This is a genomic window from Streptomyces hiroshimensis (genome assembly GCF_014650335.1).
Classification (GTDB): Bacteria; Actinomycetota; Actinomycetes; order Streptomycetales; family Streptomycetaceae; genus Streptomyces; species Streptomyces hiroshimensis.
Genome location: NZ_BMUT01000001.1, coordinates 958,779 through 983,324 on the forward strand (window position 1 = coordinate 958,779; position 24,546 = coordinate 983,324).

Sequence of the window (24,546 nt, forward strand, 5' to 3'; positions counted from 1 at the left end):
TGCCGGGGCGTTCCGCCGACCTGTTTGCAGGTGCCCCGCGGGGGCAGCCGCAACTACCGGAAGGTGCTTCAGGCCGGCAGGCACTCCTTTTGCTCAGGAGCGAGGAGGACCGTGACCATGGCCCAGACGATGCGCCGGCGCAACCGGGACGCTCCCGACACCGCCGATTCCTTCGCCCGCCTGACGCAGTTGCCGGCCGGGGCGGAGCGCGACCGGCTGCGGCAGGACGTCATCGCCGCCTGGCTGCCCATGGCGGAGCGCATCAGCCTGCGCTTCCGCAGCAGCGGCGAGAGCCCGGCGGACCTGCGGCAGGTCGCGGCGCTGGGCCTGGTCAACGCCGTGGACCGGTACGACCCGCGGCTCGGCCACGCCTTCGAGACCTTCGCCGTGCCCACGATCGTCGGCGAGCTCAAGCGGCACATCCGCGACCACGCGTGGTCGCTGCACATCCCGCGCCGGGACCAGGAGCTGCGCACGGCCGTGCGCTCCGCCCAGGCGGCCCTCGGCCAGCGCGGCGCCCGCAGCCGGCCGAGCCCGGCCGAGCTGGCCGCGGAGTGCGGCCTGTCGGAGGAGGAGGTGCGCCGGGGCCTTGCCGCCGAGGGCGTGCACAACACGCTGTCGCTGGACCACCCGGTCCTGGGCGCCGACGACCTCCCGCTCTCCGACACCCTCGGCGGCGTGGACCTGGCACTGGACCTCGTCGTCGACCGCCAGTCCCTGACCCCCCTGCTCAGGGCGCTTCCCGAGCGGGAGAAGTACGTCCTCTACTGGCGCTTCTTCGGCAATCTCACCCAGAAGCAGATCGGCGCGCGCCTCGGCGTGTCCCAGATGCAGATATCCCGCATCCTCAGCCGGACCTGCGCGCGGCTGCGCGAAGAGCTGGCCGGGCCCGCCGGGACCCCGCAGCGCACCCCGGCCCCCGGCTGACCCTCTTCCCCCTCTTCCCGCCCTCCTCTTTCCCCTCTTTCCCGTTGTTCCCAGGACCTCCGACAAGGCAGGCACCAGCGATGACCTCAGGGCATACGCACTTGACCCCCGACCTCCCGCCGGTCGTGGAGATACCCGATCTCCCCGGAGCCCAGCGGCCCCGCCCCGCGCCGGCGGAGGGCGGGGAGGCCGGGAAGGGCGGTGAGGACGCCGGACATGACCATGGCGCCCATCACACGGAGCGTGATGGGCGCCACGAAAGCGCAGGTCAGGATTCCGGCGGCTGACTGTGACCCTTCCCGCGCCTACCGCGCAGGTGGGTCCGGTGGTCCCACCTGGGCGCGGGGTCTGCTAGTGCCCTCCGAAGTGGCCCTCGTGGTGGTATCCGTGCCCCGACGAGTCGGCGTTGATGCAGGTGTTGCCGAAGGTGGGGTTCAGGAGACCGACGATGTCGATCGAGTTGCCGCACAGGTTGATCGGGATCTGGATCGGGACCTGAATGACGTTCCCGGAGATGACGCCGGGCGAGCCGACGGCCGCGCCGTTCGCTCCGGAACCTGCGGTGGCGACTCCGGCAGCGCCCGTGACGGCGACCCCGGCCGCAGCGGTCAGCATGGCGGCCTTGGCGATACGCGACATGGCTCTAAACCTTTCTCATGGGTGGTGAGCGGCAATTGTGTCCGGTGTAACTGGGGAGAAAGGCCCGATATCGACGCTGAAGGTCGTAATTAACCCGGAAGACCCAATAAGTGGTATGTGATGCATGCGACGCGGGTGACGGGTGCGTATCCTGTGCCGCAACGCTCGAGCCTGCGGGTTTGGTGCCATCACCGCTGTCTACGTACAGTTCCCTGGAAGCTTCATTCGAACAGACGAACTGGGACACAACAGCGGCGATGACGGTCACCGAGGTCACTGAAGACAGCCGCGCGGGCGCGGAGAACGGCGCAGCGTACGGCCACCCCGGCGACGGCGCGGAGTACGGCCCCGGCATCGATCCCGAGCGCATGGCGATCTGCCTGAGCGTGCTCGAGGAGCTCGACGAGCTGCCCGTCGACCACCCCGATGCCATCGCCGTCCGCCGGGCCACGGCCGGCATCTACCGCACGGTCAAGCAGCGCCGCCGCCAGGAGCGCCGGGCCGCCAAGACCGCCCACGACAAGTCGGTCACCGAGGCCACGGCCACCGGCGCCGCCGACCGGATCGACGACGAGACCCGCGGCATCCCGCTGGCCGCGACCGCCACCACCCAGATCGTCGGCATCCTCGAGCGCCCCCGGTCCTGCTACATCTGCAAGGGCCGCTACACCGAGGTCGACGCGTTCTACCACCAGCTCTGCCAGCCCTGCGCCGTGGAGAACCGTGCCCGCCGTGACGCCCGCACGGATCTGACCGGCCGGCGCGCCCTGCTCACCGGCGGCCGCGCCAAGATCGGCATGTACATCGCGCTGCGGCTGCTCCGCGACGGCGCGCACACCACGATCACCACGCGCTTCCCCAACGACGCCATCCGCCGCTTCAAGGCGATGGAGGACAGCGCGGAGTGGCTGCACCGGCTCAAGGTCGTCGGCATCGACCTGCGCGACCCTGCGCAGGTCGTCGCCCTCGCCGACTCTGTCAGCGCCGAGGGCCCGCTCGACATCCTGATCAACAACGCGGCCCAGACCGTCCGCCGGTCCCCGGCCGCCTACCGTGAGCTGATCAGCGCCGAGGCCGCCCCGCTGCCCGCCGGCGAGCTGCCCGCCTCGGAGGTCTTCGGCGCCTTCGGCAGCGGCGCCCAGCCCGAGCTGCCCGCCCCCGCTGGCAGCAAGCACGACGCGCTCACCCCGCAGGCCCTCACCGAGCTCGCGCTCACCAGCGGCTCCGCGTCCCTCGCCCGCGTCGAGGCCGGCACGGCCATCGACGCCGGCGGTCTCGTCCCCGACCTGGACGCCACCAACACCTGGATCCAGGCCGTCGGCGACGTCGACCCCGTCGAGCTGCTCGAAGTGCAGCTGTGCAATGTCACGGCGCCGTTCGTGCTGGTCAACCGGCTGCGGCCGACGATGGCCGCGTCGCCTGCGCGCCGCAAGTACGTGGTGAACGTCTCCGCCATGGAGGGCGTCTTCAGCCGCGGCTACAAGGGCGCCGGGCACCCGCACACCAACATGGCCAAGGCCGCGCTGAACATGCTCACGCGCACCAGCGCCGAGGAGATGTTCCAGGCCGACAACATCCTCATGACCAGCGTCGACACGGGCTGGATCACGGACGAGCGGCCCCACCCGGACAAGGTCCGGCTCGCCGAGGCCGGCTTCCACGCGCCCCTCGACCTGGTCGACGGCGCGGCGCGGGTCTACGACCCGATCGTCCGGGGTGAGCAGGGCGAGGACCTGTACGGCTGCTTCCTCAAGGACTACAGCGCGGCGGGCTGGTAGGCGGGCGTGGACGTCCGCGTCCTGCGGGTCTTCACGGGCCCGGACGGCTCCGGCGGCAACCCGCTGGGAGTCGTCCGCGACGGCCGGGCGGTTCCGGACGCCTCGGCACGGCAGTGCCTGGCCGCGGAACTGGGCTTCAGCGAAACGGTGTTCGTCGACGATCCCGAGCGCGGTGAGGTCGACATCCACACCCCGAGCGGGCGCCTGGCCTTCGCCGGGCACCCGCTGGTGGGCGTGGCGTGGTTCCTGCGGCAGTGCGGGTACGCGGCGGACGTGCTGCGGCCGCCGGCGGGTGACGTGCCGTCGTGGACGACGGCGGACGGTGTGACGTGGATCCGTGCCCGGTCGTCCTGGGCCACGGGCCGCCGTCTCCGGCAGTACGCGAGCCCGGCCGAGGTCGACGCCCTGCCGTCGCCGCCGCCCGGCGAGGGCTGGCTCTACGCCTGGGCCTGGCAGGACGAGACCGCGGGCCGCGTCCGCGCCCGCGGCTTCCCGCGCCGGGGCGACGGCATCACGGAGGACGAGGCGACGGGCGCGGCCGCGCTGGCCCTGACCGCCGCGCTCGAAGGAAACTTGACGATCAGTCAGGGCCGGGCGTCCCTGATCCGCACCCGCCACGAGGGGGAGGACATGGTCGCCCTGGGCGGCCGGGTCGACTCCGTCGGGGTCCGCGTCGCCGGCGGCTGACGCATCGAGGGACACCGCCGGTCCGCTCGCCGCGGCGGCGGGGATGTGCGTACGCCGATCCTTGGGCAGGAGGCCCGCTCCTTCCGCCGCAGCGGTGATCAGCCCCTACGCGCTGGTCCGGCGGTGCCGAGCCGGCGGGCAGGCCGGCTCGGCACCGCCGGATGCCGCCGTCTCGGTTGCTCGCCGTGGCGGCGAGGATTTTCGGGGCGGGTTCCGTGCAGAGAGACGGCCCGTTACGCCGCCGACCGCCGGCCGGCCGGGTGCAGCGTCGCGTATTCCAGTGGTGCCGACGGGTCGATCGAGATGTCCAAGGGCGCCGGCTGTGCGCCCGCCCGTACCAGGAGGTCGCCCACCGCGGCGATCATCGCGCCGTTGTCCGTGCACAACCGCAGCGGCGGCACCCGCAGTTCGACGCCCGCCGCCGCGCACCGCTCCTGTGCCAGCGCCCGTACCCGGGAGTTCGCGGCGACGCCGCCGACCACCACGAGGGTGCCCACCCCGTGCTCCACGCACGCGGCCACGGCCTTGCGCGTGAGGACGTCGGCCACGGCCTCCTGCAGGGACGCCGCCCCGTCCGCGACCGGCAGCGGCCGGCCCGCCGTGCGGTGCTGTTCCGCCCAGCGGGCGGCGGCCGTCTTCAGCCCGGAGAAGGAGAACGCGTACCGGTCGTCACGGGGCCCCGTGAGCGGACGCGGGAACGGCACCGCCCGCGGGTCGCCCTCCCGCGCCGCGCGGTCGACCGCGGGCCCACCGGGGTAGGGCAGCCCGAAGACCCGGGCGACCTTGTCGAAGCACTCGCCGGCGGCGTCGTCGAGCGTGTCGCCGAGGTGCACGATCGGATCGCGCGCGAGATCCCGTACGAGCAGCAGCGACGTGTGGCCGCCGGAGACGATGAGGACCATGCAGGGGTCGGGCAGCGGCCCGTGCTCCAGGGTGTCGGCGGCGACGTGCCCCGCGAGGTGGTGCACCCCGTACAGCGGGACGTCCAGCGCATAGGCGAGGCCCTTGGCCGCGGCCAGTCCGACCTGGAGGGCGCCGGAGAGCCCGGGGCCGGTGGTGACGGCGACGGCGCCGATGTCGCCCATGGCCAGCCCCGCGTCGGCCAGCGCGGCCCGCACCACGGGCGCCGCGGCGTGCACGTGCGCGCGGGCCGCGATCTCGGGGACGACGCCACCGAAGCGCGCGTGCTCGTCCATGCTGGAGGCCACCGCGTGCCCCAGCAGCTTCCCGTCCCGCACCAGACCGGCACCGGTCTCGTCGCAGGACGACTCGATACCCAGCACCACCGGTGAACGCACCACGCCGCGCCTCCTGCCTTCCATGAGTAATTGCACATTCTATGCAGCAAGCCGCCCCGGGGCCCGGCTGTCCGCCCGTCACCGCTGGTCAGTAGAGTTCCCGTGCCCCTGCCCGCAGCGAATGCCGAGGTATCAGCCCGTGAGCCCCGCCCCCGCCGCCGTCACCGTCGTAGGCATCGGCGCCGACGGCTGGCCCGGCCTCGCCCCGGCCTCGCAGGAGGCCCTGCGCGGCGCCGAGGTGGTCGTCGGCGGCCCGCGCCAGCTGGACCTGCTGCCCGGCGACTGCTCCGCCGAGCGCATCGCCTGGCCCTCCCCGCTGCGCCCCGCCGTCCCGGGCCTGCTGGCCGCGCACGCCGGGCGCCGCGTCTGCGTGCTCGCCAGCGGCGACCCCATGTTCTTCGGTATCGGCCGCACCCTCGCCGACGTCGCCGGCCCGGACGCCCTCCGCGTGCTCCCGCACCCCTCCTCCGTCTCGTACGCCTGCGCCCGGCTCGGCCTGCCGCTGGAGGAGGCGGAGGTCGTCAGCCTCGTCGGCCGCCCGCTCGCCGCGCTCACCGCGGCCCTGCACGACGGCCGTCACCTGCTCGTCCTCAGCGCGGGCGCGGACACCCCCGCCGAGGTCGCCGCGCACCTGCGCTCGCGCGGCTTCGGCCCGAGCCGGATGACCGTCCTGGAGCAGCTCGGCGCCCCGGCCGAGCGCCGCATCGAGGGCACCGCCGACGACTGGCCGCACTCGCCGGGCGACGCCCTGAACGTCATCGCCGTCGCCTGCCGCCGCGCCCCCGGCGCCCTCCGCCTCCCGCTCACCCCCGGCCTGCCCGACGACGCCTTCGAGCACGACGGCCAGCTGACGAAGCGTCACGTACGGGCGGCCACGCTCGCCGCACTGGCTCCTGCCCCCGGCGAACTCCTGTGGGACGTGGGCGGCGGCTCGGGCTCGATCGCGATCGAATGGATGCGGGCCCACCGCACCTGCAGAGCCGTCAGCGTGGAACGCGACCCCGTAAGGGCATCCCGCATCACCCGCAACGCCGACGCGCTCGGCGTCCCGGCCCTCCGCGTCGTCACCGGCGCCGCACCCGCCGCCCTCGCGGAACTGCCCGCCCCGGACGCGGTCTTCATCGGCGGGGGCCTGACGGCGCCGGGCCTGCTGGCCGGCTGCTGGGAGGCCCTGCGCCCGGGCGGCCGCCTGGTGGCCAACACGGTCACCCTCGAATCCGAGGCGCTGCTCACGCAGTGGTACCGGCGTCACGGAGGCGAGCTGACCCGCCTGGCGGTGGCGCACGCCGTCCCCGTGGGTGGCTTCACGGGCTGGCGCCAGGCGATGCCGGTGACGCAGTGGTCGGCGGTCAAGCCCACCGGCCCCGATCCCGACCCGGACCCGAACTCCGACCCCGGCCCGGACCCGCACACCGCTCCCGAGGGGGACTTCCCGTCATGACCGTGTACTTCATCGGCGCCGGCCCCGGCGCCGCCGACCTCATCACGGTGCGCGGCGCCCGTACGCTCGCCCGCTGCGGCGTCTGCCTCTACGCGGGCAGCCTCGTCCCGCGCGAACTCCTCGCCGAGTGCCCGCCGGACGCCCGCCTCGTCGACACGGCCGGGCTGAACCTGGACCAGATCACCGAGGAGTTCGTCCGCGCCCACGAGGCGGGCCACGACGTGGCGCGCCTGCACTCGGGCGACCCCTCCGTCTTCAGCGCCGTCGCCGAGCAGATGCGCCGTCTCGACGCGGCGGGCATCCCGTACGAGATCGTGCCGGGCGTCCCCGCCTTCGCCGCGGCCGCCGCCGCGCTGGGCCGCGAGCTGACCGTGCCGACGGTGGGTCAGACCGTGATCCTCACGCGCATCTCCCGGCAGGCCACCCCCATGCCCCCGGGCGAGGACCTCGCGACCCTCGGCCGCAGCGGCGCCCTGCTGGTGCTGCACCTGGCCGCGCGCTACCCCGAGCGGATCGTCGCCGAGCTCCTCCCGCACTACGGGCCCGACTGCCCCGTCGCCGTAGTCGCCATGGCCAGCCGCCCCGACGAACTGGTCCTGCGCGGCACGCTCGCCGACATCGCCGGGAAGGTGAAGGAGGCCGGCGTGGTCCGTACCGCGGTCATCGTCGTGGGCCGCACGCTGGCCGCGGAGCAGTTCCCGGACAGCTACCTCTACTCGGCGGACCGGGACCGGGACCACCAGGGCCGCTGCGCCAACTGAGGTTAGCCTATGCTTACCCCCAAATGATCATGTGGCTGCTCATCCGGCCGCACCATTTCCCAGGGGGGAAGCGCATGTCGCAGCATGTATCCAAGGCCGTGAGGGCCACGCTCGTCGCCCTCACGGCGACCGCGGTCGTCGGCACGGCAGTCGTCCCGGCCGCCGCCGCGACGGCGCCGGGCGCGGACAAGGCGCACGCCGCCACGCAGGAGGCTCTGAACGGCCTGGTCGCCGCCGACATGCCGGGCGTGGCCGCCGAGGCCCGTACGCCCAAGGGCACCTGGTCCGGCTCCGCCGGTTACGCGGACACCGCCGCCAAGCGCAAGCGCACCGCCGCCGACCACTTCCGCGCGGGCAGCATCACCAAGTCCTTCGTCGCCACGGTCCTGCTGCAGCTGGAGGCCGAGGGCAAGCTCAGCCTCGACGACTCCCTGGAGAGCCGGCTCCCCGGCGTCGTCAAGGGCAACGGCTACGACGCCAGCAAGATCACGATCCGTCAGCTCCTCAACCACACCAGCGGCGTGCACGACATGGTGTACACGCCCGAGTGGAACGAGCAGATGAACGGCCAGGGCTTCTTCGAGCACCGGTACGACGTCAAGACGCCCGAGCAGATCGTCGCCATGGGCATCAAGTACGGGCCGGACTTCGAGCCCGGCAAGGGCTGGCGCTACTCCAACACCAACTTCGTCCTCGGCGGCATGATCATCGAGAAGGTGACCGGGCAGCCGTACGCCCGCGAGGTCGAGCGGCGCATCGTCAAGCCGCTGGGCCTGAAGGAGACCACCTTCCCCGGCACCGACCCGAAGCTGCCCGCCCCGCACCCCGTCGGCTACTCCAAGCTCTACGTGCCGAACCCGGGCCCGGAGATCTACGACGCCACCGAGTACCGGCCGTCCTGGTCCGGCGCCACGGGCGAGGTCGTGAGCACCAGCGGCGACCTCAACCGCTTCTACAGCGCGCTGCTGCAGGGCAAGCTGCTGCCCAAGAAGCAGCTCGACGAGATGCTCACGACCGTCGAGACCGGCGAGCACTACACCTACGGGCTCGGCATCATCTCCCGCAAGCTGTCCTGCGGCGTGCAGGTGTACGGGCACGACGGCGTCGTCTGGGGCTCCCTCAGCGGGTCCGCGGGCACGCGCGACGGCAAGCACATGCTCACCTTCAACATCAACGGCGACTGGCTCAACGAGAGCCCGCCGTTCGAGAACATGTTCGAGGGTGAGTTCTGCGGTGCGCTCCCCAAGCCGGTGAAGGACAAGCCGGCGGCTGCCGCGACGGCGGTCAACACGCTGCGCTAACCCCGGTCGTGAGCGCCGCCCGGGCCCGCGGGCCCGGCGCGGCCCACGATCGTGCCCGCGCGGTCGATGCAGATGACGTCGACCGCGACGGGCGCCCCGCGCAGCACCGCGAGGGCCTCCTCGCGGGCCGCGACCGCGACCAGGTCGCCGAGCGGGACGCCCGCGGCCTCGCACAGCCGCAGGGTCTCCAGGCCCGTGTTGGCGGAGGCGACCGCGGCCGCCAGCTCCTCGCCGGCGCCGCCCCGCCGGGCCAGCTCCGCGAGGAACTCCTTGTTCACCTGGGACCGCCCGGAGTGCAGGTCGAGGTGACCGGCGGCCAGCTTCGAGAGCTTGGCGAAACCGCCCGCGACGGTGAGCCGGTCCACCGGGTGCCGGCGGATGTACTTGAGCACCGCGCCCGCGAAGTCGCCCATGTCCAGCAGGGCGTCCTCCGGCAGGCCGTGCACGGCCACGGCGACCTTCTCCGACGTCGAACCCGTACACCCCGCGACGTGGCGGCGGCCCGCCGCCCGGGCCACGTCCACTCCGCGCCGGATGCTGTCGATCCAGGCGGAGCACGAGTACGGCACGACGATGCCCGTGGTGCCCAGGATCGAGATGCCGCCCAGGATGCCCAGGCGCGGGTTCCAGGTGGAGCGCGCGATCTCCGCGCCGTGGTCGACCGACACCTCCACCTCGACGTCCCCCGTACCGCCGTGCCGGGCCGCGACCGCGGCGACGTGGTCGCGGATCATCTGCCGCGGCACGGGGTTGATCGCGGGCTCGCCGACGTCCAGGGGAAGCCCCGGGCGCGTGACCGTCCCCACGCCCGGGCCCGCCCGGAAGACGACCCCGGAACCCGGCGGGAGGATCCGTACCGTCGCACGGATCAGCGCACCGTGAGTGACGTCCGGATCGTCACCCGCGTCCTTGACGATGCCGGCCATGGCGGAACGTCCGTCGCCGCCTTCGCGGAGCTCCTCCGCGGCCAGCGCGAACGCGGGCGTCTGCCCCTTGGGCAGGGTGATCGTCACGGGGTCGGGGAACTCGCCCGCGAGTAGGGCGGTGTACGCGGCGGTGGTCGCGGCGGTCGCGCAGGCGCCGGTGGTCCAGCCGTGGCGCAGGCCGGTGTGCTGCAGCTGCGCGGCGCGCCCGCCGGTGGCCTTGCCGGTCGTGGTGTCGGCCGTGGCGCCGGTCGTGGTGCCGGCCGCTTCGGTGACGTCGGTCATGGAGCGCTCCGGAGGAATTTCCCGCCGCGACGGCGAACAACCACAATGTGGGGGACCGGCGGGGTGGAACCCGCCGCGACCCGAAGGCGAACAGAAAGGCACGACGTGGGGGCCGAGCGCCACATCCTGATCCTGGGCGGCACGACCGAGGCGCGCCGGCTGGCCGGCGAGCTCGATGCGCTTCCCGGGCTGCGGGTGACCACGTCCCTCGCCGGGCGCGTGGCGCAGCCGCGGCTGCCGGCGGGGCAGGTCCGCATCGGGGGGTTCGGGGGCCCGAGCGGCCTCGCCCGGTGGCTGCGCGAGCAGCAGGTGGACGCACTCATCGACGCCACCCATCCTTTCGCCGGCACGATCAGTTTCAACGCGGCGCAGGCCGCCGCAGAAGTCCATGTTCCCCTGCTCGCCGTCCGCCGCCCCGGCTGGGTCGCGGGTCCGGGCGACGACTGGCACGACGCCGGCTCGCTGGAGGAGGCCGCGGCGGCGCTGCCCGCGCTGGGCGAGCGGGTCTTCCTGACCACCGGCCGCATGGGCCTCGCCACCTTCGCCCACCTCGACGGGCTGTGGTTCCTCGTCCGCTCGGTGGACGCCCCCGAGCCGCCGGCGCCGCCGCGCATGGAGGTCCTCCTGGACCGCGGCCCCTTCACCGTCGAGGCCGAACGCGAACTGATCCGGCGGCACCGCATCGACGTCCTGGTGACGAAGGACAGCGGGGCGGCGGCAACGGCGGCCAAACTGACGGCGGCCCGCGAAGCGGGCATTCCGGTCGTGGTGGTGCGGCGTCCACCGGCGCCGCCGGGTGTGACGACGGCCTGCGGCCCGGCCGATGCGGTCCGGTGGCTCCGCCGCCACCTCGCCCTGCCGGGCGCCTGACCACCACCCCGGCTCCGGCACCGCCGGGCCGGTACGTCGTGGCCGGTCGCCGTCGCGGCGGAAGGGAGAGTGCGGGCCCGCCCACCCTTCACCCGCCGGGGCGAGGGCCCGCCCAGGCTCTGGGATCCGCCGCCACGGCGCGCAGCCGCAAGGGTGGAGCCCGGAGGTACCGTACGGGCCTCAGGTGAGCTCGGCACCGCCGGGAACCGCTGCGATGGCCGGTCGCCGTCGCGGCGGAAGGAAGTGCAGGCCCGCCCACCCTTTACCCGCCGGGGCGAGGGGGCGGCCCGGGCCCTCGGATCCGCCGCCGCGGCGCGTAACCACGACGGCGGGCCCGGCGGTGCCGGGCCCGCCGTCACTTCTCCGTCATCCCTCCGGATACCGCCGCGGCGTCCAGACGATCTCCTCCGGGGAGCCCTCCGCCGTGCGGCGGACCACCTGGGTCTGTGTCGAGCCCACCAGCAGGATCGTGCGCATGTCGACCTGGGCCGGGTCGAGTTCGCCGAGGCGGACGATGCGTACGCTCTCCTCCGGGCCGCCCACGTCGCGGCCCAGGACCACCGGGGTGTCCGGGGAGCGGAACTCCAGGAGGAGTTCGCGGGCCTTGCCGACCTGCCAGACGCGGCTGCGGGAGCCGGGGTTGTACAGGGCGAGGACCAGGTCCGCGGAGGCCGCGGACCGCAGCCGCTCCGCGATGACCTCCCACGGCTTGAGCCGGTCGGAGAGGGAGATGACGGCGTAGTCGTGGCCCAGCGGGGCACCCGCGCGGGAGGCGGCCGCATGGGCGGCCGTCATACCGGGGACCACCCGCACCGGGATGTCGCGGTACGGGCCTTCCGAGGCCACCTCCAGGACCGCCGTGGCCATCGCGAAGACACCCGGGTCGCCCGAGGAGACCACGGCGACCCGCCGCCCCTGCCGCGCCAGGTCCAGCGCGAACTCGGCGCGCTCGGACTCCACCTTGTTGTCCGACGCGTGCCGCCGCTGCCCCGGCCGCACGGGCACGCGGTCCACGTACGTGCTGTAGCCGACGAGGTCCTGCGCGGCCGCCAGCTCGCCGCGCGCCTCGGGCGTGAGCCACAGCGGGCCCGCCGGGCCGAGCCCGACGACCACGACCTCGCCCCGTTCCGCAGCCGGCTCGGCGTCCACGCGGCTCGGCAGCACGGCCACCGAGAAGTACGGGACCGACTCCGGGTCCACGTCCGCGAGCCGCCCCGTGCGCTCGCCGCTCATCGTCGCGCGCTCGACGTAGCGCGCCTCGGCGAGCCGCCCCGACCGCTCCAGCGCTCCGCGCACGGCGGGGAAGGTACGGCCGAGCTTCATCACGACGGCCGAGTCGGTGGAGGCGAGCCGCGCCGCGAGCTCCTCCTCGGGCAGGGTGCCGGGCAGGATCGTCAGCACCTCCTCGCCCTCGACCAGCGGCTCGCCGAGCCGGGCGGCCGCCGCGCTCACGGACGTGACGCCGGGGACCACCTCGGTGGGGTAGCGGTCCGCGAGGCGCTTGTGCATGTGCATGTAGGAGCTGTAGAAGAGCGGATCGCCCTCCGCGAGCACCGCCACCGTGCGCCCGGCGTCCAGGTGCACGGCCAGCCGCGCCGCGGCCTCCTCGTAGAACTCCTCCATGGCGCCCCGGTAGCCGCCCGGGTGGTCCGTGGTCTCCGTCGTGACGGGGTAGACCAGGCGCTCCTCGATGTGGTCGGGGCGCAGGTGGCGTTCGGCGATGGAACGCGCGATGGAGCGGCCGTGCCGGGCGCTGTGGTACGCGACGACGTCGGCCGCCGCGATGACCTCGACGGCCCGTACGGTCATCAGCGACGGGTCGCCGGGGCCGAGCCCCACCCCGTACAGCCGGCCCGTCGTCTGCGGTTGCTGCTCGCTCACTCTTCCTCGCTCGCTATCGCGTTGATCGCGGCCGCGGCCATGGCGCTGCCGCCGCGCCGCCCCCGCACCACCAGGTATTCCAGGCCCAGCGGGCTGCCGGCCAGGGCGTCCTTGGACTCGGCGGCGCCGATGAAGCCGACCGGTATGCCGAGGACGGCGGCCGGGCGCGGCGCGCCCTCGGCCACCATCTCCAGGAGCCGGAACAGGGCGGTGGGCGCGTTGCCGACGGCCACGACGGCGCCGTCCAGTTTGTCGCGCCACAGCTCCAGGGCCGCGGCGCTGCGGGTCGTGCCCATGCGCTGCGCCAGCTCGGGCACGGCCGGGTCGGCGAGCGTGCACAGCACCTCGTTGTCCGCGGGCAGGCGCTTGCGGGTGACGCCGCTGGCGACCATGTTCGCGTCGCACAGGACCGGCGCCCCGGCGAGCAGGGCCTCGCGGGCCCGCGCCACGACCTGCGGGGAGTACGCGAGGTCCCGGACGAGGTCGGTCATCCCACAGGCGTGGATCATGCGCACCGCGACCCGGCTGACGTCCGGCGGCAGCCCGCCGAGGTCCGCCTCGGCCCGGATGGTGGCGAAGGACTGGCGGTAGATGGACGCGCCGTCCTTGTCGTAGTCGAACACTCTGCCTCGCTCGCTGATGGTGCTTCGTCTGTCCGTGTGGTCATGTGCCGCTGCGTACTGCCGGCCGGTACTGCTGTGTCCTGCTGCGTACCGCTGTGCGCTGCTACGTCGTTGTCGCCCTCGTCGTCACCAGCCGAGCCTCCGTCACCGCGCCGGGCAGCCCCGCGGCCGCCACCCTGCGCACCGGGCCGTCCGTCTCGCCGTCTCCCCGCAGGGAGACCTCGTAGCCGTCGCCCGTGGCCAGGACGTCGACCCACGGGCCGCCCCCGGGGTGCCCGCAGCGCCGCTCGCACCCGGACCAGTACACCGGCAGCATCCGCGCACCGGCAGGCTGCCCGCCCGCGAGGCAGCCGGCCGCGTCCGCCCGCACGTCCGCGAGGGACTTGGCGCATCCGGGGCGCCCGGCGCACGCGCCCGCGCGGTGCCAGGCGGACTCCGCGGCGGTGACGAAGCCGGCGTGCGCGAGCTCCGCCAGCAGTCCGGGGGCCTCTTCCGCGGGGAAGCCGGGGAGCACGAGGCCGCGCCAGGGGGTCACCCGGATCGTCCGGTCCCCCTTCTCAGCGGCCATGCGGGTGGCGAGCCGCCACTGGGCGGCGGTCAGCCGCCCCAGCGGTGCCGTCACCGACAGGGCGCAGAGCCCGTCCGGGCCCGTCACCAGGCCGGGAACGACCGGCTCGCCCAAGGGGATCCGGGGAGAGGGGAGCAGCGCGGAGGTGATGCCCGCCGCCGTGAGCCGGTCCGCCAGCCGCGCGGCCGTCGGCCGCTGACCGGCGGGCAGTTCCCGTACGCGCCAGGCCCCGCTGCCGGATGCCTCCCGCGCCGCCAGGAACTCCGCCGCCGCCAGTACGGCGGCGCGCGGGGCGTCGGCGGCGGGGATGCGCAGGCCGGGCCCGGCGGTGCCGAAGCACAGGACGGCCTGCCCGGCGCCGCTTGCGATCAATGTCACATCGGGCCGGAGGGCCACGATGTCGCCCCGCCCGTCGTCCAGTCCGAAGAGGAACCTCCCGGAGAGACCGGAGAGATCCGTCAGATCTCTGGGGGAGTCGTCGGCGCAGAGCAGTCCGTCCAGCTCACGGGCCCACGCCTGGACGTCGCTCGTGTCTTCCGAAGCCTCGCCCGAGGCGGAACCGGAATCCGGGCGCCGGCCGTCGAGGCCGCACAGCGGCGAGGCCGCGACGTTACGGATCCGGTCGTGCCGGTCCGACGGCAGCAGACCGAGCTCCCGCAGCCGTCCGGCGATCGTGCCCCCGCAGCCGTCGGGAAGGCCCCGCAGCTGGACGTTGCCGCGCGAGGTGAGGTCGAGGTGCCCGTCGCCCGGCTCCTCCGCGAGGTCGCCCAGCAGCGACGCCTGACGCACCGTCAACAACCCGCCCGGCAGCCGGATCCGGGCCAGCGCACCGTCGTCCGCGGCATGCAGGCGCAGCGCGCCGGGGCAGGCGTCGCCCCGCTCGCGGACGGGCCCCGCGGAGGGTGCACCGGCACCGGCGGCGGCACCGGGGGCGGCACCGGAGCCGTCCCGGTCCGGGAGAGGTGCGGGGGTGGTGGACATGGCGGCGAGCATACCGACGCCGGTATCCGGCGCACGGCCCCGTACCGCACGCCCCGCACTCTCCCGTACCGCACGCCCTCCACTCTCTCGCACCGCCTCCTGCCAGGGCTTTACTATGCTCAGCGGTGGAACAGTGCCCGCTCCGGCGAGCGCCGCTCCGCCAAACGCCAGCGACGGCGACAGGGGAGGAAGCCGGTGAGACTCCGGCACGGTCCCGCCACTGTGAGCCCGGCACCCACGCCGGGCGAGTCAGGAACTCCCGCCGTCCTCCAACCGCCCGGGGCGCGGACCCCGAGGAAGGCTTGCCGCCGCATGCGCACATTCCGGTGCCGGGCACCCCGGGCGACCCTCGAAGCCCTGGGGAGCGCCGCGTGATCCTTCTCCTGTCGACGTCCGACACCGACCTGCTCAGCGCCCGCGCGGCTGCTGTTCACGGCGGCCCGGTCCCGTACCGGCTCGCCAACCCCGCCCGGCTCGCCCTCGACGACCTCCCGGCCCTGCTGGAGGGCACCGACCTCGTCGTCGTCCGCCTCCTGGGCGGCGTCCGCGCCTGGCAGGAGGGCCTGGACCTGCTGCTCGCCCAGGACCGCCCCGTCGTCGTCCTGACCGGCGAACAGGCCCCCGACGCCCAGCTGATGGAGGCCTCCACGGTCCCCATCGGCATCGCCGCCGAGGCCCACGCCTACCTCGCCCACGGCGGACCGGCCAACCTCGAACAGCTCGCCCGCTTCCTCTCCGACACCGTGCTCCTCACGGGCCACGGCTTCGAGCCCCCCGCCCCCGCCCCCACCTGGGGCGAGCTGGAGCGCACCCCGCGCGCGGACAACCCCGGCGGCCCGCTCGTCGCCGTGCTCTACTACCGCGCCCACCACATGAGCGGCAACACCGCCTTCGTCGACGCCCTCTGCGGCGCCGTCGAGGACGCCGGCGCCCGCGCGCTGCCGCTGTACGTCGCCTCGCTGCGCGCCCCCGAGCCCGAGCTGATCGAGGCCCTGAGCGGCGCCGACGCCGTCGTCACCACCGTTCTCGCCGCCGGCGGCACCAAGCCCGCCGAGGCCTCGGCCGGCGGCGACGACGAGTCGTGGGACGCGGGCGCCCTCGCCGGCCTCGACGTGCCGATCCTGCAGGCCCTGTGCCTGACCGGCCCGCGCAGCGCCTGGGAGGAGAACGACGAGGGCCTCTCGCCGCTCGACGCCGCGACGCAGGTCGCCGTGCCCGAGTTCGACGGCCGCATCATCACCGTCCCGTTCTCCTTCAAGGAGGTCGACGAGGACGGCCTCCCGGCGTACGTCGCCGACCCCGAGCGCGCCGCCCGCGTCGCCGGCATCGCCGTGCGCCACGCCCGGCTGCGCCACATCCCGGCCGCCGAGAAGCGGATCGCGCTCGTCCTCTCCGCGTACCCCACCAAGCACTCCCGCATCGGCAACGCCGTCGGCCTCGACACCCCCGCCAGCGCCGTCGCGCTCCTGCGCCGCCTGCGCGAAGAGGGCTACGACTTCGGTGACGAGGCCGTGCCCGGCCTGGAGTCCGGCGACGGCGACGAGCTCATCTACGCCCTCATCGAGGCCGGCGGCCACGACCAGGACTGGCTCACCGAGGAGCAGCTCGCCCGCAACCCCGTCCGCATCCCCGCCGCCGACTACAAGCGCTGGTACGGGAAGCTGCCGCAGGAGCTGCGCGAGTCCGTCGAGGAGCACTGGGGCCCGCCGCCCGGCGAGATGTTCCTCGACCGCAGCCGCAACCCCGAAGGCGACATCGTCCTCGCCGCCCTGCGCCGCGGCAACCTGCTGATCCTCATCCAGCCGCCGCGCGGCTTCGGCGAGAACCCCATCGCCATCTACCACGACCCCGACCTGCCGCCTTCGCACCACTACCTCGCCGCCTACCGCTGGATCGCCGCCTCCGCCGAGGACGGCGGCTTCGGCGCCGACGCGATGGTCCACCTCGGCAAGCACGGCAACCTGGAGTGGCTGCCCGGCAAGAACGCCGGCCTGTCCGCCGCCTGCGGCCCCGACGCCGCCCTCGGCGACCTGCCGCTGGTCTACCCCTTCCTCGTCAACGACCCCGGCGAGGGCACCCAGGCCAAGCGCCGCGCCCACGCCACGCTCGTCGACCACCTCGTGCCGCCGATGGCCCGCGCCGAGTCCTACGGCGACATCACGCGCCTGGAGCAGCACCTCGACGAGTACGCCCAGATCTCCGCGATGGACCCCTCCAAGCTCCCCGCGATCCGCGCCCAGATCTGGACCCTCATCCAGGCCGCCAAGCTCGACCACGACCTGGGCCTGGAGGAGCGCCCGGACGACGACGGCTTCGACGACTTCCTGCTGCACGTCGACGGCTGGCTGTGCGAGGTCAAGGACGCCCAGATCCGCGACGGCCTGCACGTCCTGGGCGGCGCACCCACCGGCGAGGCGCGGGTGAACCTCGTCCTGTCCATCCTCCGCGCCCGCCAGATCTGGGGCGGCAAGTCCGCCCTGCCGGGCCTGCGCGAGGCCCTCGGCCTGGACGAGTCGGCGGCGACACGCACGACGGCGGACGAGGCGGAGGAGAAGGCCCGCGCCCTGGTGGAGGCCATGGAGGCAGCGGGCTGGGACCCGGCGGCCGTTGCGTCCGTGGCCGCCGGCCACGGTGAAGGTGTCGCCGCGATCCTGACCTTCGCCGCCACGGAGGTGGTCCCACGGCTGGCCGCGACCACCGACGAACTCGACCACGCCGTCCACGCCCTGGCGGGCGGCTTCGTCCCGGCAGGCCCCTCCGGCTCACCCCTCCGCGGCCTGGTCAACGTCCTGCCGACCGGCCGCAACTTCTACTCCGTCGACCCCAAGGCCGTCCCCAGCCGCCTCGCGTGGGAGACGGGCCAGGCCCTCGCGGACTCCCTCTTGGAGCGCTACCGCACCGACAACGGCGACTGGCCGCAGTCGGTGGGCCTGTCCCTGTGGGGCACGAGTGCCATGCGTACGGCGGGTGACGACGTCGCGGAGGCCCTGGCCCTGCTGGGCGTCCGCCCGGTGTGGGACGAGGCGTCGCGTCGCGTGACGGGCCTCGAACCCGTCACCCCCGAAGAGCTCGGCCGCCCCCGCATCGACGTCACCCTCCGCATCAGCGGCTTCTTCCGCGACGCGTTCCCGCACGTCATCGGCCTCCTGGACGACGCGGTACGGCTGGTTGCGTCCCTCGACGAGCCCGCCGAGCAGAACTACATCCGCGCCCACGCCCAGGCGGACCTCGCCGCCCACGGCGACGAGCGCCGCGCCACCACCCGTATCTTCGGCTCCCGCCCGGGCACCTACGGCGCCGGCCTGCTCCAGCTCATCGACAGCCGTGACTGGCGCACCGACGCCGACCTGGCCGAGGTCTACACCGTCTGGGGCGGCTACGCCTACGGCCGCGGCCTCGAAGGCCGCCCGGCCCGCGAGGAGATGGAGACGGCCTACAAGCGCATCGCGGTCGCGGCCAAGAACACGGACACCCGCGAACACGACATCGCCGACTCCGACGACTACTTCCAGTACCACGGCGGCATGGTCGCCACGGTCAAGGCCCTGCGCGGCAAGGCCCCCGAGGCGTACATCGGCGACTCCACCCGCCCCGAGACGATCCGCACCCGCACCCTGGTCGAGGAGACCTCCCGCGTCTTCCGCGCCCGCGTGGTCAACCCCCGCTGGATCGAGGCCATGCGCCGCCACGGCTACAAGGGCGCCTTCGAACTCGCGGCGACCGTGGACTACCTGTTCGGCTACGACGCCACCACCGGCGTCGTCCCCGACTGGATGTACGACAAGCTCGCCCAGACCTACGTCCTGGACCCGGAGAACCGCGCCTTCCTGCAGGAGGCCAACCCCTGGGCCCTGCACGGCATCTCCGAACGCCTCCTGGAGGCGGAGAGCCGCGGCATGTGGGCCAAGCCGGACGCCGACACCCTGGCAGCCCTCCGCGAGGCCTTCCTGGAGACGGAGGGCAATCTGGAGGGCGGGACGGACGGCGACGAGTAGCGAGTAGTCCGACAATCCTACGGCGCGTGCCGGTCGCTTCACTTAGTGTGCTGCCCCATGGGTGGGCAATCGCACGAGGAACGGAAGCGGCCGGCACGCGTCCTGGGAGTGACCTTCGCCGAGCTGATCGGGCAGGCGACCTGGGCCGAGCTGCTCGAAGAAGGGCACGTGCGACCGCACCGTGCCGGAGAAGTGCTGTTACGGCAAGGGGATCCCGGCACGCACGCCCTCGCGCTGATCCGCGGGGCCGTCAAGGTGACCCGTGTGGAGCGCGACGGCCGGGTGCGCGTGCTGGCCTTCCGCGGCACGGGTGACGTGGTGGGCGAGGCGGCGGCCGCCCACAGCGGGGCCGCCCGGCTGGCCACGGTCGAGTCGGTCTCCGCCTGCACGGTCGCCGTCGTGGAGAAGGACAGGTTCACGAAGTTCGTCGACGGGCACGGCCTGTGGCCCGCCCTGCACGAGCACGCCCAGATCCGGCTGGCGGAGTCCGACACCGCCCGGTCCGGCTACGGCGGCTCCTGCCGGCGCCTGGCCGGGGCGCTGCTCGCCCTCGTCGCCGCCGTCGGCGAGACGCCGTCCCCCACCGGCCTGGAACTGGCCGTCACCCGGGCCGAACTCGCCCAGTACCTCGGCGTCTCCCGCAACACCGTCAGCAGCAGGCTGGCCGAGATCGGCGAGGGCGTCGTCGCCGGAAAGCGCAAGAGCATCGTCATCCATGACATCGACGGCCTGCGGGCGGTGGCAGCCGATGCGGGTGAGTGACGGGTGAGTGGCGAGTGAGTGACCCAGGACACAAGTGTTGTGCACTCGCGGTGCACAACGCGGTCGGCGGCTCCACGAGCATCTGAGGCACCCGCCCGGCGCATCCGGCGCGCCGGGCAAGCCCTCGGACACAGGAGTCGCCCATGCCCAGCACCGGACTTCCCCCCGGCGGCGCGGCCCCGTGGAGCATCAGCCGGGACCTGCCGCCCTACCGCGGGATTCTGGCCGTGGACGCCAAGGACTTCACCGGCAGGCCCGCGGTCGAGCACGTCAGGATCACGACCCTCATCCCGCAACTCCTGCAACAGGCCCTGGAACGTGCCGGTCTGGGGCAGCTGTGGCAGGACCAGCGGTTCGCCAACAACACCGGCGACGGATTCGTCTTCGGCTTCGACCCCACGGCCCTGCCGCGAGTGATCCACCCGTTCCTGATCGAACTGCAGGAGCTGCTCACCGACTACAACATCCACGCCACGGCCACCGGCCGCCTCCGTCTGCGCGTCAGCCTCCACGTCGGGCCGCTGCCCGACGCCGGAGCGCCGGGCGACGGCAACGGCACGCCCCGCAACGACACGCACCGGCTCCTCGACTCCACGCCCGTCAGGGCCATCCTGGCCGCGTCGAGCGAAAGCATCACCCAGGTCGCCGCGATCCTCTCCCAGCGGGTCTTCGAAGACGCCGTACTCTCCGGCTACACGCGCCGCCACCCCGACCACTTCATCGAGGTACCCGCCACGGTCGAGGGCAAGAACTTCCAGCAACGGGCCTGGCTGTACGTACCCGCCCCCTCGGGCAACCTCTACGACCGGCGGATCCTGGGCGACGAGGCGCCTGCCGCGGGCTCCGCCGAACCGGAGCGGCCTGCCGCACCCGAGTCCGAGCCGGCACCGGCACCGGCACCGGCCGTGACCAACAACTACGGCTTCCTCTCCCACGCGAAGACCGTGCGCGGCGGCCAGCACATGCACGGGCCCGGCGGCGCCGGGGGACAGGACGGCACCGGCCGATGAACGCGGACCCGAGCGACCCGGCCCAGCCCCCGCCGCCTCCGGACCTGGCCCAGGTCTTCGGGGAGATGGGCGGGCCCCCCGCCATCTGGAACTTCGGCCTCCTCACCGTCGCGGGCACCGTCGAGGGCGGTCAGCACATGGGTGCCCCTGCCGCCGCTCCCGGTGAGCCGGTCGAGAGCCGCGAAGGCGACATCGCCGCCGAGCAGACCCTCGCGGCCATGAGCGGCTTCGCCGAACCGGACTGGTTCGCCGAAGCCCTGGAAAGGGCCCGCAGCCGTGTGGTCTTCCTCGTCGGCGAGCAGGGCAGCGGACGCCGGACCGCCGCGCTGAACCTGCTGCAACGGCACACCGGAAGCTTCGCCCTGCGCGCCGTCGATTCGGACGTCGAACTGGCCACCTGGACCCTCGGAGGCTCCGGAGCCCGTGGCTACCTGATCGACGGCCTCCTGGAGACACGGACGCTCGCCCTCACGAGCATCGGGTTGGACAATCTGAGGAGGCAACTCGACCGGGCAGAGGCCTGCCTGGTCATCGTCCTCCAGCAGACGACGCAAGTGCTCGCCCACCTGAAAGGCGTCCTGCACGTCGATCCCATCCGGGCGGCATCACCGTCCGCGCGTGCGGTCCTGGACGCCAAGCTGGCCACCGCTTTGCCCGACCCGGCACGACGGAGGCCCGTCCTCGCCGGGCTTCCCGCGGGGTTCCTCGACGAGACCTTGCGGCGTGACCCGCGACCGTCGCAGGTCGTGGAGCTCGTCTCCGAGATCGTCCGGGTCGCGGACGGAGCGACCGACGCGGCGGCCATCAGCCAGTACCTGAGCCTCTACGCCACCGATCACGCACCCGAGTTGCTGGACTCCGTCCGTGACAGCCCCGATGACCTTGCCCTGCTCCTCGCCACCTGCGTCTTCGAACACTTCGACCACACTGTCATCGAGGAAGAGGCCCGGCGGCTGCTGGAAGTCGCTGCCGGACGCCTCGACGCCGCCCCTCCCGAGGCGGACACCACGACACCGGCGGAGAACCCCGGATTCGTCTTCCTGCGCTCCAGGAGGGAGCGCTTGGCCGCCATCGGGGCGGACCGCGGTCCCCGGGAGGTACGGGCCAACTCCGCCTACAGCTATGCCGTCGAGCCGGTGGCCTTCACCCGGCACCTCCAAGGCCGGGCCGTACTCGACCACGTCTGGCGCGAGCACCGCGAGGCCGGTGAACTGCTCGTGGAATGGCTGCGGCAGACGCCCGACACCCAGCGTCGCGCCGACCGTGCCGGTTTCATCCTCGGCCAGTTCGCGCAGTGGAGCTCCGGGTACCGGGCGCTGGCGCCCCTCGAACAGCTGGCAGCCTCCGAACGGCCCGGCGACTGGCGCATGGCCGCCCGCGCCTTCGGCGCCGCATCGGCCGACCCCGTGCTGGCCACCGCCGTCAAGAACCGGCTGCGCGGCTGGTCCCGAGCCGCTTCCGAGTCGCTGCGCTGCACGGCGGCGCTGACGTGCGCCACGGAGTTCGGCCTGGCCCGGCCTGAGGTGGCGCTGGCGCTGCTGCACACCACGGTGACGGCGCGGGACGACGGATCCGACGCCGTCGAGTCGGCGGTCCGGCGGGCGCTGCTCTCGCTGTTCGCCGAACCCGCCCTCCGGCCACGGGTGGTCGAGGCACTCCTGCAGTGGTCGCGCCCGCCCGGACCGGCCAGGCGTACGGCGTGCGCAGCCGTCGCCCAGCTGCTGAAGACGGCGGCCACCACGAGGGAGCCGGGGGAGTGGTGGAGCACTCACCTGCTGTCCGGGGACGCGCCTCCGGGGGCGGAACTCATCCGCTCCGCGCTCATGGAACCGACGAGCTTCGACACCGCCCGCGCCGCCTTCCTGGAGTGGCAGCGGCGCGCGGCCGCCGATCCCCGCCGGGCACCGGTCGTGGAGCGGTTGACGGAGGCACTGGCCCCGCACCTGCGCGGCGGGGTCCTCCGGCTGTTCACCGACCTGGAACGCGCCGCGCCCGCCCCCGGCGCCGAACGCGCCGGCCTGGCCCTCGCGCAGTGGCGCGGGGCAGGCACACCACAGAGAGGCCACTGATGACCACGACCACCTACCACCCCGTCGCCGCCGCCCCGTCCGCGCCGCTGTGGACCCGGGCCCGGCGCAGCCCCCTCCGGGAACTCGTCCGCTTCCGTCTCTCGCACCTCGACCACATCGCGCTGGTGCTGGTCGAGACCGGCGGGAGGGCCGGGTCCGAGCCCTCGGGGCGGTTGTCCCTGCTGAAGGCCGTGACAGGCGGGTACGCCGAGGCGTACCTCGTCGACACCGGTCCGCGCACCGGGGTCTGGCAGCTGCCCGTCGGCGCCGAGCCGGCCATGCTGGAGATCACCTGGTGGGTCACCGACCCGGCACAGACGGTCCTGAACGGCCCGGGCCCGGACGATCCCTGGGCCACCGTCAGCGGGCATCTCGACCGCCTGCTGCACACGATGGCCGCGCGCGCCCGGGCCACGGGGCAGGAGCTCACTCCGCACCACGTCGCCCAGTACCTGTCGCGGCCGCAGCCGCTGGAGGGCACGGGCCTGGTCTGCTGCGCGGAGACCACGGCGCCGGCGTTCGAGCTGCCGGGGGCGGGCGGGGGCGACAGCTCCCCGCCTCAGCTGTGGTCACCGCAGCGGCGCGAGGAGTACGAGTTCTACCTCCAGGCGGTCCGTACGGGCCCCGACGCGCTCGCCGCTCTGTGGCTGCTGCACCATCCGAACGAGGTGCGGCACGTCCTGGAGTGGGTCACCGATCATCCGAGGGCGACCGAAGCACCGCCCCCCGAGCGCGACGTCGTCTACGAGATCCTCAACCGGCTCTCCGCGGAGGAACAGGAGCAACTGGCCAAGGCCGCGGCGGAGCGCATCTACGCCATGACGGCACCGGAAGGTCCGGCAGGGACGGAGGGAGAGCTCTGATGCCCGGTGACAGGTACTACCGGCGCGGACACTGGGTGCGCAAGCCCAGGCCCAAGCGGGGCACGAGCGGTGCATGGATCGGCCTCGCACTCGCCGCGTTCCTCGGCTGGGGCCTGCTGAACGGATGCACCGCGGAGCAGACGGACACCCCTCACGGCCCCCGGCCCCTGCCTTCGGCGAGCCCGGCGGAGTCCCCGTGATACCGCGGCGGGTCCTGAGGGGAAGGCGGGTCCGGCTGCCCCGCACCCGGACCGAGACGGCGGCGGCGCTCCTCGCACTCCTCTTCCTCGCGATGATCGCGCACCGCCTGCTCGCGCTCCTCGCCGGGCTCGGCACGTACGCCTGGCTGCTCCCCGCCCTGCTCGTCCCGCCGGCCGTGGCCTGCTGGTGGCTCATCGGTGCCCCGCGCCGGGCACAGCGCCGGGCACGGCGCCGGGCCGGACGGGTCACCGGACTGCTCCGGCTGTCCCTGCAGCACGTGGACGCCCTCTCGCCCGGGCAGTTCGAGCTGGCGGTACGGGACCTCATGGAGCGTGACGGCATCGCCGCGCGGCATGTCGGCAGCCGGGGCGACCAGGCGGCCGACGTCATCGGCAGGGACCGGAACGGGCGGGTGTTCGTCGCTCAGTGCAAGCACACCGCGATCGGCGGGCGGGTGGGTTCCCGCGTGATGTACGAGGTGAAGGGCACGGCCGGGCCCGTGCACGGAGCCGACGTGGCCGTGGTGGTGACGAACGGCGGCTTCACCCGCGACGCACGGGCCTGGGGCGAGCGTCACGGCATCCACTGTGTGGACAGGGACCGGTTGCGCGAATGGGCCGAAGGCCGCCGCACCCTGACGGCGCTGCTGGGGGTGCGCGACGCCGGGTCAGGGCACCGGTGAC

Annotated in this window: 20 protein-coding genes and 1 riboswitch; of the genes, 14 read left to right on the forward strand and 6 right to left on the reverse strand. The window is 73.9% G+C overall.

Annotated elements, in window-relative coordinates; translation table 11 throughout:
- Positions 1 to 117: 117 nt before the first annotated feature.
- Positions 118 to 927, forward strand: coding sequence for a SigB/SigF/SigG family RNA polymerase sigma factor (locus tag IE241_RS03880; protein ID WP_190020115.1), 810 nt, complete (start codon positions 118 to 120; stop codon positions 925 to 927).
- Positions 928 to 1,278: 351 nt separating this feature from the next.
- Here IE241_RS03880 and IE241_RS03885 read toward each other — a convergent pair whose 3' ends face one another.
- Positions 1,279 to 1,566 (reverse strand): chaplin, encoded by a 288-nt coding sequence (locus tag IE241_RS03885; protein ID WP_190020116.1) that lies wholly within the window; start codon positions 1,564 to 1,566, stop codon positions 1,279 to 1,281.
- Positions 1,567 to 1,823: 257 nt separating this feature from the next.
- Here IE241_RS03885 and IE241_RS03890 point away from each other — a divergent pair, with 257 nt between their 5' ends.
- Together IE241_RS03890 and IE241_RS03895 are read left to right on the forward strand one after the other, a co-directional pair.
- Positions 1,824 to 3,344 carry an SDR family NAD(P)-dependent oxidoreductase gene (locus IE241_RS03890; protein WP_190020117.1) on the forward strand — a complete coding sequence of 507 codons (1,521 nt, stop codon included), beginning with the start codon at positions 1,824 to 1,826 and terminating at the stop codon, positions 3,342 to 3,344.
- Positions 3,345 to 3,350: 6 nt separating this feature from the next.
- Positions 3,351 to 4,031: a PhzF family phenazine biosynthesis protein gene (locus tag IE241_RS03895; RefSeq protein WP_190020118.1), complete on the forward strand. Its 681-nt coding sequence runs from the start codon at positions 3,351 to 3,353 to the stop codon at positions 4,029 to 4,031.
- Positions 4,032 to 4,264: 233 nt separating this feature from the next.
- Here IE241_RS03895 and tsaD read toward each other — a convergent pair whose 3' ends face one another.
- A complete protein-coding gene (gene tsaD / locus IE241_RS03900) occupies positions 4,265 to 5,329 on the reverse strand; it encodes a tRNA (adenosine(37)-N6)-threonylcarbamoyltransferase complex transferase subunit TsaD (RefSeq protein ID WP_190020448.1) in 1,065 nt (354 codons plus the stop codon).
- A gap of 121 nt (positions 5,330 to 5,450) precedes the next feature.
- Between tsaD and cbiE the strand changes: the two genes are divergently transcribed.
- The 3 genes from cbiE to IE241_RS03915 all read left to right on the forward strand — a co-directional run bounded on the left by cbiE (position 5,451) and on the right by IE241_RS03915 (position 8,832).
- Positions 5,451 to 6,770 (forward strand): precorrin-6y C5,15-methyltransferase (decarboxylating) subunit CbiE, encoded by a 1,320-nt coding sequence (gene cbiE / locus IE241_RS03905; RefSeq protein WP_190020119.1) that lies wholly within the window; start codon positions 5,451 to 5,453, stop codon positions 6,768 to 6,770.
- Positions 6,767 to 7,531, forward strand: coding sequence for a precorrin-4 C(11)-methyltransferase (gene cobM, locus IE241_RS03910; RefSeq protein ID WP_190020120.1), 765 nt, complete (start codon positions 6,767 to 6,769; stop codon positions 7,529 to 7,531). Before cbiE ends, cobM begins: the two co-directional genes overlap by 4 nt.
- 74 nt (positions 7,532 to 7,605) lie before the next feature.
- A complete protein-coding gene (locus IE241_RS03915) occupies positions 7,606 to 8,832 on the forward strand; it encodes a serine hydrolase domain-containing protein (protein ID WP_190020121.1) in 1,227 nt (408 codons plus the stop codon).
- On the opposite strand, the gene IE241_RS03920 is transcribed toward IE241_RS03915, so the two are convergent.
- A complete protein-coding gene (locus IE241_RS03920) occupies positions 8,829 to 10,040 on the reverse strand; it encodes a cobalt-precorrin-5B (C(1))-methyltransferase (RefSeq protein WP_190020122.1) in 1,212 nt (403 codons plus the stop codon). The two genes, IE241_RS03915 and IE241_RS03920, sit on opposite strands and share 4 nt — an antisense overlap.
- Positions 10,041 to 10,145: 105 nt before the next feature.
- Between IE241_RS03920 and IE241_RS03925 the strand changes: the two genes are divergently transcribed.
- Positions 10,146 to 10,910 (forward strand): cobalt-precorrin-6A reductase, encoded by a 765-nt coding sequence (locus IE241_RS03925; protein ID WP_229898726.1) that lies wholly within the window; start codon positions 10,146 to 10,148, stop codon positions 10,908 to 10,910.
- Between the two features lie 366 nt (positions 10,911 to 11,276).
- Here the strand turns inward: IE241_RS03925 and IE241_RS03930 are convergent, their stop codons facing one another.
- From IE241_RS03930 to IE241_RS03940, 3 genes are all read right to left on the reverse strand, one after another.
- Entirely contained in the window at positions 11,277 to 12,791 is a 1,515-nt protein-coding gene (locus tag IE241_RS03930; protein WP_190020124.1) for a precorrin-2 C(20)-methyltransferase, read from the reverse strand.
- Positions 12,788 to 13,414 carry a precorrin-8X methylmutase gene (locus tag IE241_RS03935; protein WP_190020125.1) on the reverse strand — a complete coding sequence of 209 codons (627 nt, stop codon included), beginning with the start codon at positions 13,412 to 13,414 and terminating at the stop codon, positions 12,788 to 12,790. Before IE241_RS03935 ends, IE241_RS03930 begins: the two co-directional genes overlap by 4 nt.
- A 103-nt stretch (positions 13,415 to 13,517) precedes the next feature.
- Positions 13,518 to 14,963 (reverse strand): ferredoxin-like domain-containing protein, encoded by a 1,446-nt coding sequence (locus tag IE241_RS03940; protein WP_229898727.1) that lies wholly within the window; start codon positions 14,961 to 14,963, stop codon positions 13,518 to 13,520.
- A 185-nt stretch (positions 14,964 to 15,148) separates the two neighbouring features.
- Positions 15,149 to 15,222, forward strand: a riboswitch (cobalamin riboswitch).
- 112 nt (positions 15,223 to 15,334) lie between these two features.
- Between IE241_RS03940 and cobN the strand changes: the two genes are divergently transcribed.
- The 7 genes from cobN to IE241_RS03975 all read left to right on the forward strand — a co-directional run bounded on the left by cobN (position 15,335) and on the right by IE241_RS03975 (position 24,545).
- Positions 15,335 to 18,958: a cobaltochelatase subunit CobN gene (cobN, locus tag IE241_RS03945; protein ID WP_190020127.1), complete on the forward strand. Its 3,624-nt coding sequence runs from the start codon at positions 15,335 to 15,337 to the stop codon at positions 18,956 to 18,958.
- Positions 18,959 to 19,015: 57 nt separating this feature from the next.
- The gene (locus tag IE241_RS03950) at positions 19,016 to 19,720 is read left to right on the forward strand and encodes a Crp/Fnr family transcriptional regulator (protein ID WP_190020128.1); all 705 of its coding nucleotides are present in this window, start codon (positions 19,016 to 19,018) and stop codon (positions 19,718 to 19,720) included.
- 143 nt (positions 19,721 to 19,863) lie between these two features.
- The gene (locus IE241_RS03955) at positions 19,864 to 20,730 is read left to right on the forward strand and encodes a hypothetical protein (protein ID WP_190020129.1); all 867 of its coding nucleotides are present in this window, start codon (positions 19,864 to 19,866) and stop codon (positions 20,728 to 20,730) included.
- Complete coding sequence (locus IE241_RS03960; RefSeq protein ID WP_190020130.1) at positions 20,727 to 22,799, forward strand: hypothetical protein; 2,073 nt, start codon at positions 20,727 to 20,729, stop codon at positions 22,797 to 22,799. Before IE241_RS03955 ends, IE241_RS03960 begins: the two co-directional genes overlap by 4 nt.
- Positions 22,799 to 23,662: a hypothetical protein gene (locus tag IE241_RS03965; protein ID WP_190020131.1), complete on the forward strand. Its 864-nt coding sequence runs from the start codon at positions 22,799 to 22,801 to the stop codon at positions 23,660 to 23,662. The genes IE241_RS03960 and IE241_RS03965 overlap by 1 nt, the downstream gene beginning before the upstream one ends.
- Entirely contained in the window at positions 23,662 to 23,862 is a 201-nt protein-coding gene (locus tag IE241_RS03970) for a hypothetical protein (protein WP_190020132.1), read from the forward strand. Before IE241_RS03965 ends, IE241_RS03970 begins: the two co-directional genes overlap by 1 nt.
- Positions 23,859 to 24,545 (forward strand): restriction endonuclease, encoded by a 687-nt coding sequence (locus IE241_RS03975; protein WP_229898728.1) that lies wholly within the window; start codon positions 23,859 to 23,861, stop codon positions 24,543 to 24,545. Before IE241_RS03970 ends, IE241_RS03975 begins: the two co-directional genes overlap by 4 nt.
- Position 24,546: the final 1 nt, after the last annotated feature.